Source organism: Leptotrichia buccalis C-1013-b (genome assembly GCF_000023905.1).
Lineage (GTDB): Bacteria > Fusobacteriota > Fusobacteriia > Fusobacteriales > Leptotrichiaceae > Leptotrichia > Leptotrichia buccalis.
In genome coordinates this window covers 1,067,152-1,084,828 of the sequence record NC_013192.1, presented here as the reverse complement: position 1 = coordinate 1,084,828, position 17,677 = coordinate 1,067,152, and the positions used below count along the sequence as shown (strand labels likewise).

At 27.5% G+C, this 17,677-nt stretch carries 19 protein-coding genes and 1 pseudogene; 6 read left to right on the top strand and 14 right to left on the bottom strand.

The genetic code is table 11. From position 1 onward, the window contains the following. The 11 genes from LEBU_RS04975 to LEBU_RS04930 all read right to left on the bottom strand — a co-directional run bounded on the left by LEBU_RS04975 (position 1) and on the right by LEBU_RS04930 (position 11,225). On the bottom strand, positions 1–756 hold the full coding sequence (locus LEBU_RS04975; RefSeq protein ID WP_015769245.1) for a PP2C family protein-serine/threonine phosphatase: 756 nt from the start codon (positions 754–756) through the stop codon (positions 1–3). 5 nt (positions 757–761) lie between these two features. After that, positions 762–2,594, bottom strand: coding sequence for an AAA family ATPase (locus LEBU_RS04970; protein ID WP_015769244.1), 1,833 nt, complete (start codon positions 2,592–2,594; stop codon positions 762–764). Beyond that, positions 2,587–3,165, bottom strand: coding sequence for a 4Fe-4S single cluster domain-containing protein (locus LEBU_RS04965; RefSeq protein ID WP_015769243.1), 579 nt, complete (start codon positions 3,163–3,165; stop codon positions 2,587–2,589). Before LEBU_RS04965 ends, LEBU_RS04970 begins: the two co-directional genes overlap by 8 nt. Then, a complete protein-coding gene (locus tag LEBU_RS04960) occupies positions 3,166–3,870 on the bottom strand; it encodes an FHA domain-containing protein (RefSeq protein WP_015769242.1) in 705 nt (234 codons plus the stop codon). A 6-nt stretch (positions 3,871–3,876) separates the two neighbouring features. Further along, positions 3,877–5,310: a hypothetical protein gene (locus tag LEBU_RS04955; RefSeq protein WP_015769241.1), complete on the bottom strand. Its 1,434-nt coding sequence runs from the start codon at positions 5,308–5,310 to the stop codon at positions 3,877–3,879. 168 nt (positions 5,311–5,478) lie between these two features. After that, positions 5,479–6,063, bottom strand: coding sequence for a ribonuclease M5 (gene rnmV / locus LEBU_RS04950; RefSeq protein ID WP_015769240.1), 585 nt, complete (start codon positions 6,061–6,063; stop codon positions 5,479–5,481). 28 nt (positions 6,064–6,091) lie between these two features. Next, positions 6,092–7,576 (bottom strand): aminoacyl-histidine dipeptidase, encoded by a 1,485-nt coding sequence (locus tag LEBU_RS04945; RefSeq protein WP_015769239.1) that lies wholly within the window; start codon positions 7,574–7,576, stop codon positions 6,092–6,094. Between the two features lie 85 nt (positions 7,577–7,661). Further along, entirely contained in the window at positions 7,662–7,811 is a 150-nt protein-coding gene (locus tag LEBU_RS11995; RefSeq protein ID WP_006803764.1) for a hypothetical protein, read from the bottom strand. 37 nt (positions 7,812–7,848) lie between these two features. After that, positions 7,849–8,559: a purine-nucleoside phosphorylase gene (gene deoD / locus LEBU_RS04940; protein ID WP_015769238.1), complete on the bottom strand. Its 711-nt coding sequence runs from the start codon at positions 8,557–8,559 to the stop codon at positions 7,849–7,851. Between the two features lie 378 nt (positions 8,560–8,937). After that, positions 8,938–10,033 (bottom strand): peptide chain release factor 2 gene (gene prfB / locus LEBU_RS04935; RefSeq protein WP_015769237.1). Its coding sequence is split into 2 segments (ribosomal slippage): positions 8,938–9,960 and positions 9,962–10,033, totalling 1,095 coding nucleotides; the frame shifts between segments, so codons are not numbered across the junction. Between the two features lie 157 nt (positions 10,034–10,190). Beyond that, entirely contained in the window at positions 10,191–11,225 is a 1,035-nt protein-coding gene (locus LEBU_RS04930) for a 2-hydroxyacid dehydrogenase (protein WP_015769236.1), read from the bottom strand. Positions 11,226–11,744: 519 nt separating this feature from the next. Between LEBU_RS04930 and LEBU_RS04925 the strand changes: the two genes are divergently transcribed. Beyond that, the gene (locus LEBU_RS04925) at positions 11,745–13,397 is read left to right on the top strand and encodes a Na/Pi cotransporter family protein (RefSeq protein WP_015769235.1); all 1,653 of its coding nucleotides are present in this window, start codon (positions 11,745–11,747) and stop codon (positions 13,395–13,397) included. A gap of 15 nt (positions 13,398–13,412) precedes the next feature. On the opposite strand, the gene LEBU_RS04920 is transcribed toward LEBU_RS04925, so the two are convergent. The 3 genes and pseudogenes from LEBU_RS04920 to LEBU_RS11865 form a co-directional block, all read right to left on the bottom strand. Continuing rightward, positions 13,413–14,195 carry a site-specific integrase gene (locus tag LEBU_RS04920; RefSeq protein ID WP_420805370.1) on the bottom strand — a complete coding sequence of 261 codons (783 nt, stop codon included), beginning with the start codon at positions 14,193–14,195 and terminating at the stop codon, positions 13,413–13,415. Beyond that, a pseudogene (locus LEBU_RS12435) lies at positions 14,181–14,465 on the bottom strand (N-terminal phage integrase SAM-like domain-containing protein); the annotation flags it as partial. The pseudogene LEBU_RS12435 and the gene LEBU_RS04920, both read right to left, overlap by 15 nt. Positions 14,466–14,766: 301 nt before the next feature. Beyond that, on the bottom strand, positions 14,767–14,934 hold the full coding sequence (locus tag LEBU_RS11865) for a hypothetical protein (protein WP_015769234.1): 168 nt from the start codon (positions 14,932–14,934) through the stop codon (positions 14,767–14,769). Between the two features lie 90 nt (positions 14,935–15,024). On the opposite strand from LEBU_RS11865, the gene LEBU_RS04915 reads away from it, so the two are divergent. The 5 genes from LEBU_RS04915 (at position 15,025) to LEBU_RS04900 (ending at position 17,546) form a co-directional block, all read left to right on the top strand. Beyond that, positions 15,025–15,240, top strand: coding sequence for a hypothetical protein (locus LEBU_RS04915; protein ID WP_015769233.1), 216 nt, complete (start codon positions 15,025–15,027; stop codon positions 15,238–15,240). Between the two features lie 136 nt (positions 15,241–15,376). Beyond that, positions 15,377–15,550 (top strand): hypothetical protein, encoded by a 174-nt coding sequence (locus LEBU_RS11990; RefSeq protein WP_015769232.1) that lies wholly within the window; start codon positions 15,377–15,379, stop codon positions 15,548–15,550. A gap of 54 nt (positions 15,551–15,604) precedes the next feature. Continuing rightward, complete coding sequence (locus LEBU_RS04910; RefSeq protein ID WP_015769231.1) at positions 15,605–16,471, top strand: Fic family protein; 867 nt, start codon at positions 15,605–15,607, stop codon at positions 16,469–16,471. A gap of 215 nt (positions 16,472–16,686) precedes the next feature. Then, positions 16,687–16,971, top strand: coding sequence for a hypothetical protein (locus LEBU_RS04905; RefSeq protein ID WP_015769230.1), 285 nt, complete (start codon positions 16,687–16,689; stop codon positions 16,969–16,971). A 71-nt stretch (positions 16,972–17,042) separates the two neighbouring features. Continuing rightward, positions 17,043–17,546: a hypothetical protein gene (locus LEBU_RS04900; RefSeq protein ID WP_041760553.1), complete on the top strand. Its 504-nt coding sequence runs from the start codon at positions 17,043–17,045 to the stop codon at positions 17,544–17,546. The last annotated feature ends 131 nt before the right edge of the window (positions 17,547–17,677 follow it).

Below are 17,677 nucleotides of genomic sequence, written 5' to 3'. Positions count from 1 at the left end.
TTATTGGTTCTCCTTTTTGATTATAATTAAGCTTATATTATCCTTACTTCCATTTTTTAGACTAAGAGAATGTATTTCTTCCAAGCTTTCTTCTATTGAACCTTTTTTATCAAAAATTGATTTCAATGTATCGTCATCAATAACATCTGTAACCCCATCTGAACATAAAAATATAATATCATCAGGTATTAATCCAATATTTGAAGAATAGATATTAAGCTCACATTCATCTGAATATCCGATACATTTATTGATTATATTTTTTTCAGGATGATTCATCGCTTCTTCCTCTGTTATAATTTCCCTATCCAGCATATCTTGTATTTTTGAATCATCTCTTGTCAACCTTTGAAAATAACCTTTTCTATATCGGTAAGCCCTGCTGTCTCCAAGATTATAATATATAAAAACATCTTGATTTGCATAAATCCCAACTAATGTAGTTTTCAGTCCATTTTCTTTATTTTCCTCTTTTTGAAGCTTTCTTATTAAATCATTAGTTTCTTTTACTTTCTCAATAATTTCTTCTTTTGCAACATCTTCTTTTATTATTTCTTTTAGATTTTTTAGAGTTTCTAAAGCGGCTCTGTCACCTTCTAATTGTCCACCTACTCCATCACATAATACAGCACTTATATAATTTCCAGCTTCACCTTTATAATCTCCAGTTTCTACAATAACATCATTAATCATAAATTTATCATCATTAATACCGTATAAAACACCAATATCGTTTCTTGAGCAATATTTAAACATAAAGATTATTCTCCTTTTTTAAACTTTATTTTTTCATTTTCAACATAAATAATTATTTTACCTTTTTCATTTCTCGAATCAAATATATAGTTAGATAACTCATTTATATATTTTTCTTCAATCATATTTCCTATTCCTCTTCCTCCCATTTCAAGTACATTTTTTTCTTTTGATAATTTATAATAGTATTCTAACGTTTCTTGACTAATTTCTATATCTATTTTTTTTAATCTTTTTATATTTTCATTTATTTTCTTTATTTGTGATTTTACAATTAATTGAGATACTTCATCTCTTATAAAATCAAATACAACTATATTATTTCCTATTCTATTAACTACTTCTGGTTTAAAATGAGCTTTTATTCCATTTATAACTTTATTTTCCATACTTTCATAAGTTTCATCTATGCTTACCAACTGTTCTCTTCTTTCATTTCCAGAAGAATCTATTGTTTTTTTTGTTATCCCTAAATTTGAAGTGAAAATTATCAATGATTCAGAGAAATATACTGTGTTTCCTTGTCCATCTGTCATTCTTCCATCTTCAAGAATTTGAAGAAATTTATCCATTATCGAAGGATGAGCTTTTTCTATTTCATCAAAAAGTAGTATCGAAAAAGGCTTTTCTTTTACTGCGTTTGTTAATTGTCCTCCAGCTTCATATCCTACATATCCTGGTGGAGCTCCAAATAATTTTTGATCTGAATGAGATTCTGAATATTCACTCATATCAAATCTTATACAGTTATTTTCATCTCCAAAAAGCACTTCTGCCAATGCTTTTGTAAGCTCTGTTTTACCTGTTCCTGTAGGACCTGCAAAAAACAAAATTCCTTTAGGTTTATTTCCATTTGATGAATGTTGTAACCCTGACATTCCTGTAACTGCTCTTTTTATAACCGAACTTACCTTTTTAACCGCCCTATCCTGCCCTTTTACTCTCTCTTCTAAACTATTTTCAAGATTATTTACTGTTTCTTCATCTATTGTTTCCCACATATTTTCCTTGATACCATACTTATACATCGTTAAAGCATCCAGTAACGTATAATCAGAGTCTTTTCTATTATATCTTTTATAAAGATTTTTTAATTCTTTCAATTCTCTATTTTTTAAGCCTTCTGTATTATCAATAAATTTGCTCTTAATTTTTATATTATTTTCTAATTCATTTTTATAATTTTTTTCTATATAATTAAGCCTTATTTTCTTATCAGGATTAGGTATCGTTATAGTTCTAACATTAGGATTATTATAATAAAACCAGGAAGGAAGGTCGTTAAACTTTTCAACTACTAATATCAAAGTATTTGAATAACCTTTAACTGATTTTGCGTTCATTGAAGCTTCAAATAGATTTATAAACATATTATTTTCATTTGTATCTAATGAAGTGGGTGAAGATATGTATCTTGCTGCAAAATTGATAATTACTGCAACGGGTTTTTCTTTTTTACTTGTTATCGCCTCTTTAACAATAACTGAAAATTTTTCAATATCATCTACTATGTAATTCGGTTTTTCTTTTTTAAAAATATTATTACCAGATTTATCGAAATCTCTCAAAACATTAGCTACATTAGTGTGAATTCTTTTATTGTAAAATCCTAAAACTGGATTACAGAATACAAAATCATATTCTAATTTATCATTATCTTTACTTTCTTCATCAATTTTAAGCATTTGAGTTAAAAGAAAATCTAAATCTAAATAATTAACACTATTTTCATCCAAATAATAAGGGTATATATCATTTATATTTCCTTCAATTATAAAAGTAGATTTTATTCCCTTAAAACTTTCAAGTTCTTTTTGCCACTTTGGTCTTTTATCCACTGTTACTTTCCTCCTGCCTATCGTGTATTCCTACAGATATTATTTTTTCTCCCATAATTATATTCTGTATCATTCTGCCTTTTTTCATATATTTCTTATATTTATATTTCAATTTTTTATTAAAGTATATAATATTTTGATTTTTTGACCCTCTTAAATTTACATATTTAAAATTTAATTCATGTATATATGGTCCATCAATTAAGACAGAAATATTTTTTTTGATTTTTTCCTGTCTATTTTTACTTAAATCTTTAAAATAATCTCCTGTATAAACCAAAATATCATTTGTTATTTCTTTAAGCAACTTAATAAACTCAATCAGTTCATCAAATTGCTCTATCGGATCTCCACCAGTAAAAGTTATACCATCTATTCGATTTTCTCTGCTTATATTTAATATAATTTGAAATAATTCCTTAACACTTCTGCTCTTTGCTGCTTTTCCTATATGCCATAATTCGGGGTTAGAACAATTTTTACACCCTTTTGAGCACCCTTTCGTCCAAATAACGGCTCGATTTCCAGGACCTAAAGTATGAATCGGATAAAGTATTCTGTCAATATACATTTATTTAATTTCCACTCTGAAAGAAATCTTTTTAGCAAGTGTTATTTCATCATTATTTTTTAAAATTAGAAAAGAATCATGTTCCAGTTTTTTTCCGTTTATTTCTGTATCATTTACTTTACTGAGATGAGAAATTACCCAGTCTCCACCTTTGAATTCTATTTTGATGTGCTGTCTAGATATTGTATTCATATAATATCTATTAAATAAACTTGAGCCGTAATCTCCGTCTCTTCCAATAGTTCCACCTTTTTTAGGTATTTTAATAACTTCATTTTTATTATTTTTCCAAATTAAAGAAATTAATTCTTCGTTTTTCTGTTTTTCGCTTAATACTGCTCTTTCATTTGTAATATTTGTTTTTTCGTCTGAATTTAGATCATCTTTCACATCTGTTGCTTGATTCTTTGGATATTTTTTACATATTCCGTCATCTCTTATTATATAATTTTCTTCACATTCTTCACAATAAAATTCCTTGTCATCTTTGTCTATTTCTGTTTTATGCCCTTCCATGCATTCAGCTATCCATTTCTCTTTTTTATTTGAAGATTCATCATTTTCTAACCCTTCTTCGTTTGTTTTTTCATTTTCTTTCTCAACTTTTCCTTTTACAGTTTCTTCTTCAGTTAAATTCGTGTCACAACAAATAGGACATCCCTTATCTGTATCTTCAATTTCTGAACCACAATATTGACATTTCATTTTTATTTACCTCTTAATTTCTCTATATTTTTTATTATTAATATTTTCTCTTGATTTTTTCTTTTTATTTTTGGTCTTATCATTCTTTTTAATTTTGATTTTTGAATTATACTTTTTATTAGCCTCATTATATCTTACTTCATTAAGTATAACTCCTCTTATTCTTAATTCTTCTACTAGCTCTGGAAACATGGAACAAAAATTGCATTGCTCCTCGTACAACCTGTCTGATTCTCTTTCTGTTATTTCTTCATCAAATCCAATTCCAACAATTTTTAATGTTACCATCTGAGTCTGGGTTTCTGATAAAAAAACATCTATTCCTGTAGAATCATCAATTTCATAAAGTAATCTGTTATCTTCTTTTGCTTTTTCTATATGTTCAGAATCAATTACATTATATCCGTGCTTTAACATAACTTCATCAAGCTGTTCCTTAATATATTCTCTCTTAGATATTTCTTCACCTTTTTTTCTCAAAATTTCAATCTCACTTTTTATATCTTCTTTTGATGAAAATTCTCTTATTGATTTTATATTCTGATGATTAATATAGTACGCCTCTTTCAAATAATCATCATATAAAAATTCTACTTCTTTATTATTTACCTCTATTCTTTTTAAATTTGTTTCTATATTTTCTTTTTTTTCCAATATCAATAATTTTTTTATTTCTAAAGTGATTCCTTTTTCTTCTTTTATATCTAGAATTTCTTTTTCCATACAAAGAAATCTCTGCCTGTCTTCTATAGTATATTTATCTGACTTCATAAAATCATAAAGTTTATCTAAAATTTCTTCTGTATTTTGTTCTATTTCTTTGGAAGATGATAAAGATATTTCTTCATTTTTTTTCACTTTTTTATTTTTCATAGAAAAGCTAAATATCTTTCTTCTATCATGTTTTTCTAATTTTATTTCCTGAAATTCTATATTCTTTATTTTTCCAACATCTTTATTATTTACTTTAAACAGTTTATTTATATTTTTTTCTACATTTTTTAAAATGATCTCAGTTTCCGTTTCCCCTTTTTCTGGAATTTCATCAACTAAATGAATTATTTTCATTTTTATTTCTTGAATTTCATTTTGACTTAATTTATTAATATTTTCTTCAATTTTTTTAAATACCGTATCGTAACTCTTCTCAAATTTCCTTAATATTGTTTCAGAATTTTCATTTATTCTTTCTAATTTATCAATTTCCATCTTAATTTTAGATTTTTTCGATAATTCATTTAAACTTTTATAATATCTTTTTCTTATAATTTCAAATTTTTTAGCTAACTTTTCATGAATATCAGAATCAATAATTCTTATATCAAAATTATTAACTATCCTCTCTTTATTTTTAATTTCACACATAATCTGCTTTTTTTTCTGTACTTCTATTTGTCTCATTCTGTCTAATTCTGCCTTACTTACCTTAGGTCCGCTCATTCTTATTTTGCCTCCTTGCACACATGCCTACCGATTAGATTCTAAATCTATCGTATGTTCAAATATCAAATTAAAAATTCTCTTCAGGTATTCTGTTTTAGCTTTATGATATTCATTGCTTATTCAATATTTATTACAATTTTTATATATTGATTAGTTATTCTAAATTTATATGTCATTTTTATTTATTTTTTTAACTGCTGCATTAAACTGTTCACGTGAAATATTAAATGAATTAAGAGCCTTTAAAAGCTGTTTTGCATTATAATAGCCAATTTTCAGCATGTCTCCAAGCATTATTCTACGTTCCTTTGCATTACTTCCAGAAACAAATCTATTATCAATCAAATCACTAATATTAAATCTATTTTTACCATCTTGATTAGCTGTAACAACATTTTTTAATGCCTCTAAAATTGCTTTATCATTGGCATTTTCCACGCCGATATTATCATTTCTCGTTGCATCCTTTTGACTTACAAAAGCATGTTTTATATTTGGAATATATTTTTTTAATGTATCACGAATTTTTTTTCCTGCAAAATCAGGATCTGTAAATAAAATTAAATCGTTATTTTTTGATAGTTCAACTATTTTATTTATTGTTTTTTCAGATAATGCGGAGAAGCCGTTTAAGGCAATAATGTGTGCATCTACAACTCGTTTTATGGCTGTTATGTCATCTCGCCCTTCGACTACTATAATTTCTTTTATTTTCAATTTTTCTTCTTGTTTACTTGGCTCTTTTTTCATTTAACATTTCCTTCTAACTTTTCCTTTTTTATTTAATGTTGTAATCTTCCAAAACTTTTAACAATAATTCCCAAGTTTTTCCAACTGACTCTATTTCCATTCTCTCTTCAGGAGTGTGAGCACCGTAAATATTAGGTCCGATTGAAATAATATCAACATTTTCCATATTATTATCAAAAATTCCACATTCAAGTCCAGCGTGAATTGCCTTAATTTCAGGATCTTTTCCTGTTATTTTTTTAAATGAGTTTACAACTATTTCACGAATCTTTGAATCTTTTCGATATTCCCAAGATGGATATGGAGAATTTACTTTTATTGCCACTTCATATTTTTCAGAAAGTTCCTTCACATCATTTAGTAATTTTTCAAGTGATTTATTTACCGAACTTCTTGGTAATGCCTGAATTTTTATTGTAATTTTTCCATCTTTATTTTCAGTTTTTATAACTCCAAGATTTATTGAAGTTTCTACAAGACCTTCTATATCTTTACTCATTGAGATAACTCCATTTGGAAATTCGTGGAAAAATGAAATAACAGCATTTGTGTTTGAAATTGATAATTTCCCTTGATTTTTTAGTTCCTCTTTCTTAACTTCCTTCACTTCAATAACTGGATTTTTATCAATAATTTTAAAATCCTTTATTATATTTTCAAAAGCAAGATTTGCTAATTTTTCAAAATCACTGACTTTTTCATCCTCAAGTTTCACAGCCAGTAACGCCACAGCCTCTCTCGGTATTGCATTAGTCTTTTCCCCACCGTCAATATCCATTATTGCAAGAGTGTATTTTTTGTTTAAGTGATTCAGAACTTCTGCCAAAATTTTATTTGAATTTCCTAATCCTAAATGAATTTCAGCACCTGAATGACCACCTATAAGCCCTTTCACATCAACGCTTATGACAGTATCATCTTCTTCTAGTTTTTCTGCATCAAAGTTAAACTCATTAAGGATTCTCGCACCACCTGCACTGCTCACATAAACTTGTCCATATTCTTCAGTATCCAGGTTTATAAGCGTCTTTCCAGAAAAAATTCCAAAATCAAGGTTATTAACTCCGCTCATTCCGTCTTCTTCGTCAGTTGTGATAATAATTTCAAGTGCTGGATGTTTCAAGTCATTGCTGTCAAGTATCGCAAGTGCATAAGCCACAGCAATTCCATTATCTGCCCCAAGTGTTGTGCCATTTGCCTTCAAGTATCCATCTTCCACAACAAGTTCAATTCCTTGTGTTTCAAAATCAAATTGTGTATTTTTATTTTTTTCCCAAACCATATCCATATGTCCTTGCAGGATAAGTGGTGAATATTCCTCGTATCCAACTGTTGCAGGCTTTCTTATTAATACATTTAATGCCTTGTCCTGAATAACTTCCAGATTTCTTTCCTTCGCAAATTCTACAATCCAGTCACTAATCTTTTTTTCTTTTCTTGAACCTCTTGGTATTTTTGAAATTTCACTAAAATAGTGAAAAACTTTTTCAGGATATAAATTTTCTATTTTCATTTTATTTTCCTTTCTTTTAGTTTAAATTAACAACAAGGGGATAATCCCCTTGTCTCAAAGATAAAGATTTATTAAATATCTTTATTTATAAAATATTTTCCAGTAATTCTTCAAGTTCTGACATTTCTCTCTGTGTCAAGTCATACCCGCTTTTTAACTTTTTCAAAATTCTATTTTCAGATCCAACTGAACTACGTTCCAAAATTTTTATAACTAATCTTTTATAAAATTCCACTAATTTTTTCTCCCTTTAGTTATTTTCTTTAATTATTTTAAAGCTGTAATGCTGTTTCTAAGGCCACTTCTATCATTTCATTGAAAGTTGTTTGTCTTTCCTCAGCACTTGTTACCTCATGAGTAATGAATGAATCACTAATTGTAAGCAATGTCAAGGCATTTACCCCTAATTTTGCTGCAGTTGTATAAAGTTGTGCTGTTTCCATTTCTACACATAATACTCCAAATTCAGCCCATTTTTTCCAAGCATTAGGATCATCTCCATAGAAAGTATCACTTGTAAATACATTTCCAGCCTTTACATTCAATCCTTTCGCCTTAGCAATTTCATAAGCCTTGAAAACTAAGTCTGAACTTGCTGTAGGTGCATAATCTGCTCCATTAAATCTCAACTTGTTAATAGCAGAATCTGTTGAAGCCGACATTGCGATAACAACGTCCCTAACTTTTACATCTTCCTGATAAGAACCAGCAGTTCCTACTCTAATCAAATTTTTTACTCCAAATTCAGTTATCAGTTCATGTGAATAAATCCCAATCGAAGGCACTCCCATTCCTGTTCCCTGAACAGATACTTTCTTCCCTTTATAAGTACCAGTAAATCCTAGCATCCCTCTAACATTGTTATACTGAACAACATCTTCCAAAAATGTCTCTGCAATATATTTTGCCCTAAGCGGATCTCCCGGCAACAATATAGTTTCTGCAACATCTCCTCTATTTGCCCCAATATGTGGCGTTCCCATTCCATTACCTCCTAAAGTTTTTATATTTTCTAAAAAGTTTTATTATTTACTATAATTGTACTTCACTTTTTGAAATTATTCAAGGACTTTATTTTATTTTTTTAGATATTTTTATTCTTTATTTATGTTTTTGTTTTAATGAATTTTATTATATTATTATTAAATTAGAATTTAAACATATACAAACTTAATATTTTATTTTGTATTTTATATACAATATATTTATATTTAATATATACAAATTTATTACAAAGGAAGTAAAAAATAGAATGTTCAAATAAATACAAACCAACAACCAATTAATAATTCTTATTTTTCACAAAATAAAACCTTCGTTTTTAAATCTATTCAACTTCTTTTATTTTTTCATATCATTTATTAAGATTTAGAATATTTTAAATATTCATTTATAAATAAATCAATGTCTCCATCCATAACTTTTTCCACATTTCCCTCTTCAGCCTTTGTTCTATGATCCTTTACCATTTTATAAGGCTGGAAAACATATGAACGGATTTGGCTTCCCCATTCGATTTTTGATTCGGTTCCTTTTAATTCTGCCATTTCCTTTTCCCGTTTTTCCAATTCCAGTTCAAATAATTTTGATTTTAATATTTTCATTGCAGTTTCACGATTTTTTAGCTGTGAACGTTCATTTTGACAAGTAACTACTGTATTTGTTGGAATATGTGTAATTCTTACAGCTGAATCTGTTGTATTTACGTGCTGTCCTCCAGCTCCACTCGCACGATACGTATCAATTTTCAAGTCTTCTGTACGAATATTTATTTCCACGTCATCTTCTATTTCAGGAGTTACATTTACTGCGGCAAATGAAGTATGTCGTCTAGCATTTGAATCAAACGGAGAAATTCTAACAAGTCTGTGAACACCTTTTTCTCCCTTTAAATAGCCGTAAGCATAACTTCCCTTTATATTCAATGTAATACTTTTTATCCCAGCTTCTTCCCCAGCCAGACTGTCCAGAACTTCTACTTTAAAATTATGACGATTAGCCCATCTGTCATACATTCTGTAAAGCATTTCTGCCCAATCGCAGGCTTCTGTACCGCCAGCACCTGAATTTATAGTAAGAATCGCATTATTCGTATCGTATTCTTCATCTAAAAGCAGTTTAGTCTTAAAATTGTCAATTTCATTCTCTAACTTCTTTGCTTTCTGCTCAAGCTCATTTTCAAAAGAATTGTCTCCCATCTCAATAAACTCGATAATCGTAGAAACATCTTCAAAAAGTCCGTTTAAATTATCATATTCTTCAAGCATTTTTTTCTTTGCACTGATATTTTTCAAAATTTCTTGACTGTTTTCAGCATTCCAAAAATCAGGCTCAAATGTCTGTTTTTCCAAATTTTCTATTTCAATTTTCAAATTTTCAAGGTCAAAGATGCCTCCTAATTTCTTCAATATTAATTTCATTTATTTCATTTTGTTTTTTTATTTCAAATAAATCCATATTTTTTATACCTCTCTTTTTAAGTAAAAATTTACTAAAACTCTAATTTTTTATAATTCAATTTTAGGAAAATATTAAAAGAAGCTGCCCTTTAAAACAGCCTCTCTTTAAATTCTTAGAAAATAAAAACTTTTTTAAATATTTTGTTAGATGATAATTATTTTCTTAAACCTTCAACAACTTTACCAGTTTCTTCATTGTACCAAACTTCATTTGTCAATGGTTCTTCTTTTACATAAGATAAAATATTGTTAAATGTTGCCTCAGCAATATTGTCTAACGCTTCTTTTGTTAAGAATGCTTGGTGAGAAGTTAAAACGACGTTATTAAACGATAGCAATCTAGCTAGCAAATCATCTTCTAACACGCTTGCTGACTCATCTTCAAAGAAATAACTGCTTTCATTTTCATAAACATCAAGTCCTGCTCCACCGATTTTTTTATCTTTTAATCCTTCAACTAGCGCTTCAGTATCAATTAATCCACCTCTAGCAGCATTGATGATAATAACGCCATCTTTCATTTTAGCAATAGTTTCTTTGTTAATTGTATGTCTTGTTTCAGGGAATAATGGGCAATGTAATGAAATCACATCAGAATTTGCAAATATTTCATCTAATGTTACATAAGTGAAATTTTCTTCTTTTGCAGCTTGTTCATTAGGGAATTTATCGTAACCAATAACTTTCATTCCTAATCCGTTTAAAATTCTTATGAAAATTCTCGCAATTCTACCAGTTCCTATAATTCCAGCAGTTTTTCCATTTAAATCCATTCCAGTTAACCCTGCTAAACTAAAGTTACCTTCTCTCGTTCTGTTGTAAGCTTTGTGAGTTTTTCTATTTACTGACATGAGAAGAGCCAATGAATGTTCAGCAACAGCATATGGTGAATACGCAGGAACTCTTAAAACAGTAATTCTGTTTTCACGGGCAGCTTTCAAGTCAATATTGTTATACCCAGCACATCTTGCGGCAATTAATCTTACTCCATTTTTTGCAAGGATATTTAGTACTTTTGCATTCAAATCATCATTTACGAATGTGCAGACAACATCTTGATACTTAGTAAGCATCACGTTTTTCAGACTCAATTTTTCCTCAAAATACGTAATATTAGCTCCAAACGTTTCATTCCATTTGTCAAAAAACTCAATATCATAAGGTTTTGCATCGAAAACTACAATTTTCATCTTTATATTCCTCCTAAAATTTATTATCTTCTTAAATTCATTATATCAGAAAAAATCAGTTTAAGTCAAATAATTTTACAAGATTTTTATTATTTATGTATTATTTAAATTTTTCCTAAAGGATTTCCATAATTCCATCTTCTTTTTTCATAAAGATTTATTGTTAAAATTCAATAAATCAAATATTATAAAAGTGTTTTATTTTTAAAACAATTAATTTACTTTTTAGTACACAATAATTATACTAAAAATGTTTTAATAATATCACTATTCTTTAAAATTAATGATTATCTTTTTATTATCGTTATTATCGCATCAATATAAATTTTATTGAATAAAAATTACTAAAAATTATAAACCAAACTAGACAAAATTTTTACTTTGATACACAGTAAAAAATAATAGCAAATTTAGAAAAAATATGATATAAATATAACGAAGAAAGAATTTGACTAAAAATTCTAACTTTGAACAAAAAATCATAATCAAAAAATAAAAAATTAAGAGAGGATTGATTTGATGAATGAAGTAGCACTCAATACGATTAACTATCAGCAGATGGCGTTCGGATTTCTAGGAGGATTAGGATTGTTCCTATTCTGTATAAAATATATGGGGGATGGGCTGCAAATGGCGGCTGGAGATAGACTTCGATTTATTTTGGATAAATATACAACTTCACCATTTCTAGGTGTGTTAGTCGGGATTTTTGTAACAGCTTTAATACAGTCAAGTTCAGGTACGTCAGTTATTACGATAGGATTAGTTGGAGCAGGTCTTTTGACTTTAAGACAAGCAATAGGGATTATTATGGGAGCTAACATTGGTACAACAATTACAACTTTCATTATCGGTTTTAATATCACGCATTATGCTTTGCCCATATTATTTTTAGGAGCAGCATGCCTATTTTTTGTAAGACATAATTTCATAAACAATTTGGGTCGAATTTTGTTTGGTTTTGGAGGAATATTTTTTGCATTAACTTTAATGTCAGGTGCAATGGAGCCACTTAAGTATCTACCAGCATTTACAGATTTAACTGTAAAACTTAGTCATCAACCTATTTTAGGAGTATTCATTGGAACTATAATTACCATGCTTGTACAAGCTTCAAGTGCGACAATAAGTATTTTACAAAATGTATATCAAGAAAACCTTATAACACTAAAAGCTGCTTTACCAGTACTTTTTGGAGATAACATTGGAACAACTATTACAGCTATAATTGCAGTAATTGGTGCAAATACTTCTGCAAAAAGATTAGCCTTATCACATACAATGTTCAATATAATTGGAACAGCAATTTTTCTAGTCTTATTGTCACCATTTTCTATATTTGTAGAAAAAATGGCTCAAATTCTTCATTTGAATCCAAAAGTTACAATAGCATTTGCACATGGTTCATTCAATGTCATGACAACAATTTTATTATTTCCATTCATTGGACTATTAGAATACATAGTTGTAAAAGTAATTAAAGAAAAAGATGAAGATAAAGTTGAACATAAGCCAAAATATTTGGATTCAGCATTAATTTCCGCACCGTCAATTGCCTTGGGACAAGTTAAACAGGAGATGCTTTCTATGATTTCAATCACACTCAAAAGTTTAGAAAGATCAGTTAAATTTTTCCATGATCACGACGAAAAAGATGCAGAAAGAGTAGAAAAATCAGAAGATGCAATAAATAACATTGATCAGGAAATCACAAAATACTTAACAACATTATCTCAAGAACATATAACTGAAAAAGACGGGGAAGAAATCAGCATGTATCTTGATATGTGCCGTGATGTAGAACGTATAGGGGATCATGCAATCGGAATTATAAGAGATGTGCGATATGAAATTAAGAAAAAAGTAGTATTTACTGATGTAGCTCACCAAGAAATTGAAAAACTGTTCAGAATTTCGAAAAGAATTATTGAAACAGCCGAAGAAGCACTAAAAAATGACGATACAGAAAAAGCTTTTGCAGTAGTTGACTTGCACAATAAACTTTATGCCAAAGAAAAGGAAGTAAGAAAGGCCCATATAAAAAGGGTCAGTAAGCAGCAATGTGATGTAAAAGCTGGACTTTATTATATAGATGTTGTGTCACATTTTACAAGAATTGGAGATCATGCTAGAAACCTTGTTGAAAAAATGATTGAAAACAGAGCAAATTAGATGTTTGATAATAGGCTAATGATAGCCTATTTTTCCATTTGGGGACAATTTGGGGACAAAACTTTTTTTTTCATTCAAAATGAATTTTAAATGATCGTTTGATTCAGGTAAAAGATGTGCATATATATTTAAAGTTGTTGATGGGGATTCATGTCCCAACCTTTTAGAAATTACTAAGATATTAACATTTTTATGAAGTAAGAAAGAAGCATGGGAATGTCTAAAATCATGAAGTCTAATTTTTTCTAATCCTAAACGTTTAGAGTAAGTTTTTATATATCTACTTAAGCCATGTCTAGTCATATTAATTATTCTTTGTTCTTTTTTAAAGTCATAAAAATTATTTTTATATCTTTTTATTTCTTCTATAAGAAAAATTGGACATTGAATATTTCGGATGGAGGCTTTAGTTTTAGGATCTGTTATCAATATAATATTATTTACTTTACTCAATGTTTTATTTATTTTTATAATGTTATTTTCAAAATCTATATCTGCAAAAGTTAAGGCTAGTAGTTCCCCAATTCTCATACCTGTCCAAAATAACAATTCAAATGTTAATTTAGGTTCTTCTTTTTGAACTTTTGTAAGAAAGAGAGTAAAGTTTTCCAAATTCCATATTTTCATTTCATTTTCTGATTTTTTTCCACCCATACTTCCAGATAAAGAACATGGATTTTGTTTAAGATTATAAAATTTGAGTGCGAAATTAAAAAATGCAGATAATTGTTTGTGCAGAGTAAATAAATAAGTTTGGGAATAATTATTTTTTAATAATTCATTTTGCCATTTACGAATGGCAAGAGCTGAAATATCTTTTATTTTCATTTTACCAAAATATGGTAAAATATGTGATTTAAAATAAGATTTCTTATTATATAAAGTAGTTTTTTTACATCTTTTTTCATTATCTTTAATGTATTCATTATATAAATTTTCAAAGGTTATTTCAGGATCAGAATATAGAGAATTTAAAAATTTAGCTTCCCATTTTTTTGCATCCGACTGTTTTTTAAAACCTCTCTTTTTCTTCTTTTTAGGCTCTCCGTAAGCATTTTTATATCTTAATTCTACAAACCAAGTACCTCATTCAGCATCTTTATAAACTCCCATTTTTAACACCTCACTGTAAATAATATACTGATTTTCTCATATGAGAAAAATTAAACAGTTTGTTAGTAATTTATAATTTTTAAAGTATTTTGTATTTCTTTTCCTATTAAATTATTGCTTCTTCGACTTAATAAACATTGTTTATGTAATATAAAATTCCAAATTCATGTATCAAAATATCAATTTTTTTTAAGGAGACAATTTTTTTCAAAAAAATAAAATTTTTATTATTTTTCAGACACGCCCTAATACAAAATTATTTATCTTTATTTTCATACTTTTGTTTATAATAAAATTCTTGCATTAACTCAATCATTTTCTTTTTATCTTCATCGCTAATATCTTTATTTTTAAAAAATGCTATATTGTGTTTAGTCAAATTATCTTTAGTTAGTTTTATATTTTCTTCTTCAGCTAATCCCATTAAATATGCAATAGATTATAAAAATTTAGTAAATAAATTTTTGTATAATGAAGTTTATATAAACGATAAAAATAGAAAGTAAATTATGATATGGGAAATATAATACTAATATTTGTTGATAGTGAAATTGAAATTGGAATGGAAATAAGAAAACTGAATGAAGATGATAATTACTATACAAAAATAGAAGAAGGATATAAAGGATTTTTTCTTAAAGTAGATGAAATAAAGGGAGTTTATTATGATAAAGAGGAAAAAAGTTTACTTTGTAAGATAAAAGTGAGCTGTGTATCTAATAAGTTTTAGTTTTTCTTACGTTTGGGAAAATTAATAGTACAATGACAATTTAATAATTGAGATTTAATAATTCTTAAAAAATATATTGACAATAGTACCTAACTGTGATATAAGTAAACTGTTAGGTATTATTAAAGGAGATAAAATGGAAAAACGAAATTCTAAAATTTCTTTTTCAAAAGCGGGGAATGGATTAGGGGCAAAAGCAACTCTTTCTGTTCCATTATTAAAAAAGTTTGGTATAAATACTGAAGAAAGAAATGTTGAAATTATATATGACGAAAATAAACAAGAAATAATAATACGGAAAAAGAAATAAAAAAATTTGATATACTTGTTTTACAATACATATTTGAAGAAAGGATTAAATAAAATGGTTGAGATTTTCAAAGAATTTTTAAATAAAGAGCGTCCTTTGAATGATGGCATTTTAAGAAAACTTCAAAATAATTTAAGGACAGAATTTATATATAATTCAAATGCCATAGAAGGCAATACTCTAACTTTACGTGAAACTGATATAATACTTCAGTTTGGAATAACAGTAAAAGGAAAAAGTTTGAAGGAACACAATGAAGTAAAGGGACAGGAGTATGCACTGGATTTCTTGAATGAAGTTCTGAAAAAAGAAGAGCCCTTGTCAATAAGACTTATACGTGAGTTTCATGCTTTGATTCTGAATGATGACAAGGATAATAGAGGCAGGTTTAAGCAGGAAAATAATACAATACTGGGTGCAAAATTTCAAACAACACCATTTTATCAGGTAGAGGAAAAACTTCAGGAACTGATAGACAACTTTAATGAAAGTGATAAAAATTTAATAGAAAAAGTTGCTAAATTTCATAATGACTTTGAAATGGTACATCCATTTAATGATGGAAATGGACGTACTGGTAGGTTGTTGATGAACTTGGAATTGATGAAAAATGGCTATCCAATAACTATAATAAAAAATGAGGACAGAGATGATTATTATCAGGCACTGGAGATTGCTTCAATTGATAAAAACTATATACCGTTGACAGAATTTATTAAAAGAAGCATTGAGAATACATTCTGGATTTACTACAAGCATTTCAACGAGGAAACTAAAGAAAAATTTGAAAATTATTTGAAGAAGAATAAAATTGAGATAGAGAAATTTTATAAAGAATGGGTTGACAGAAAGCCAGAAATACTCATAGACTTACCGAGAAATTGGTATGATAAAATTAAAGTACAAACCACGAAAAAGTGAGATAGGCAGTTTTTTTCACATGTGAAAATCAAATATTGAAAAAATAAGAATTATTGAATCACAGTTATTTAGATTGGCTGTGATTTTTTTGTTGGAGGCATTGAACTGTTAAAATCGAAAAATGGAAATCTGAAATTAATAAGATAAAAAGTAAAAGTAATGATTTTGATAAAGAGAATGAAAAATAAAATACATAAAAAATTTGGGGAGGAGAAATGAAAAAATTTATTAAAGTTTCAGCAATTTTAGGATTAGTTATAATCACTATAGCTTCAATAAAATATCAATCAGATAAACTGGAAAAAAAGAAAGGGAATAATCAGGAGCTTCAAGAAAAACAGCAACAAGAAATTTTGGATATATGTAGAACAAATAAAGTTATAAAGATATATAGTGAAAACGATGGTGAGAATTTTTATGTTGTACTTGAAAATAAAAGTATTTATAAAATTGATGAAGATAAACTGGGGAATTATACGATTGGTGAATACTGTAAGTAGATACATTTTAAAAGACAGTTTTTCTCACATATGAGAAATTTAAGATTATGAAAATTAAAAGGGGAATTATTATGGATATAATAAATAACATATTAGATAATAAAATTCAAATACAAATTGATGATAGAATAATAGATGTAAATGATATTGAAAAAGTTGAAAGAAAATTATTCTTATTTAAAAAATTTAGATTAAATATAAAACTAAAAACAGGAGAAGTGATACAGAAAAACTACAAATCACTTGATGAAATGTATAAAAATTATGAAAAATTTATAACAGAAGCTGGGTTTGATTTTTCTGGGAAATTAAGAAAGGAAAGATTTAAATATATAAATGGAAACATATATTTAAAAAAATTAATAATTATTGCTAACGAGCTGACAGGTATAAGATGGATAGAAGAAGCAAAGAAAAAATTAAAGTCAGTTCTGCATCAAGGAGAATCATATGATATTAAAATAGAACTGTTTTTAAAAGGAGGAAACACTGTTATCTTAGAAATGGAAAATGAGCAGTATGCTGAGTATGATTTTGAGCAATTGAAAAGAATTTTTGAATCAAGAAAATTATAACAAAATAAAATAAGAGATAAGCTAATCATAATATTTGTATTATGGTTAGTTTTTGTAATTATAAGAAAAATAAATAATAGAAACAAAAGAAATTTATTTGATAAATCAGTTTGAATATTGTAAGAAATAAT